Origin of the sequence: Mesorhizobium sp. M1A.F.Ca.IN.020.06.1.1 (genome assembly GCF_004023265.1) — a bacterium.
Taxonomy (GTDB): Bacteria; Pseudomonadota; Alphaproteobacteria; order Rhizobiales; family Rhizobiaceae; genus Mesorhizobium.
Genome location: NZ_RZSR01001504.1, coordinates 1 through 856, shown reverse-complemented (window position 1 = coordinate 856; position 856 = coordinate 1). Strand labels below are relative to the sequence as shown.

The window sequence follows — 856 nt, the reverse complement described above, 5'->3', positions numbered from 1 at the left end:
CCCATCATGGTCGGTACCGATGCGGGCTCGGCCAATGTCTGCACCGCCACGGTCCTGCCGGGGCCGAGCGCTTATGTCGACGGCCAGATCTTCGTCGTCCAGAAGGCCGCCTTCGACAACAACGGCGCCATGACGGGCAACATTGACGGGCTGGGCACCCATCCTATCGTGAACATGGACGGGACCGCGCTGACGGCAAAGCAATGGCCAGGGAGTGCCACCGGCATACTGGAGTTCAACAACGCAACGACGTCGTTCCGTCTGCTTAACCCGGCTGTGACCGTAGCCGCCAACGCGGGCCTTGCCGCGACCGATCAGCAGGTCCTTTCGCTGAGCATCACGAGTTTGCCGGCACCCACCGGAGCACTTTCCTTGAACGACAGCCTTCCGCTGCATGTGGTGTCGGACGGTGCGGATCGCGAGGTCACGCTAGCGGCGCTCGCCACAATTCTCCCTGGCGCGATGAAGGCCATGCGCGTCATGACGGCGAGCGGAACCTACACGCCCACGGTCGGTGCCAAGAGCATGCTCGTCTTTGCCACGGGCGCAGGCGGCGCAGGCGGCGGCAATGCCACGACAAACGGCTTCACCGGCGGCGGCGGAAGCGCGGGCGGAACGGCGGTCTATTTCGGCCCGGTCTCGCAGCAGACCGTCACCATCGGTGCCGGCGGCGTCCCCAATCCATCATCCGGTTCCGATCTCATCGGCGGTTCCGGCGGAACAACCTCTTTCGGCGCTCTTGCCGTCGCTACCGGCGGCATTGGCGGTTCTTCCAGCGGCACCAACTCATTTGGAGCGGGCGGCCAGGGGGTGGGAACCGGAACCGCCGGAACCCTCTTGGTGCCCGGCGGTGGCG

1 pseudogene is annotated in these 856 nt (G+C 66.1%); it reads left to right on the top strand.

Annotated elements, in window-relative coordinates:
- Positions 1 to 856: pseudogene (locus tag EOA60_RS37995) on the top strand (hypothetical protein); the annotation flags it as partial.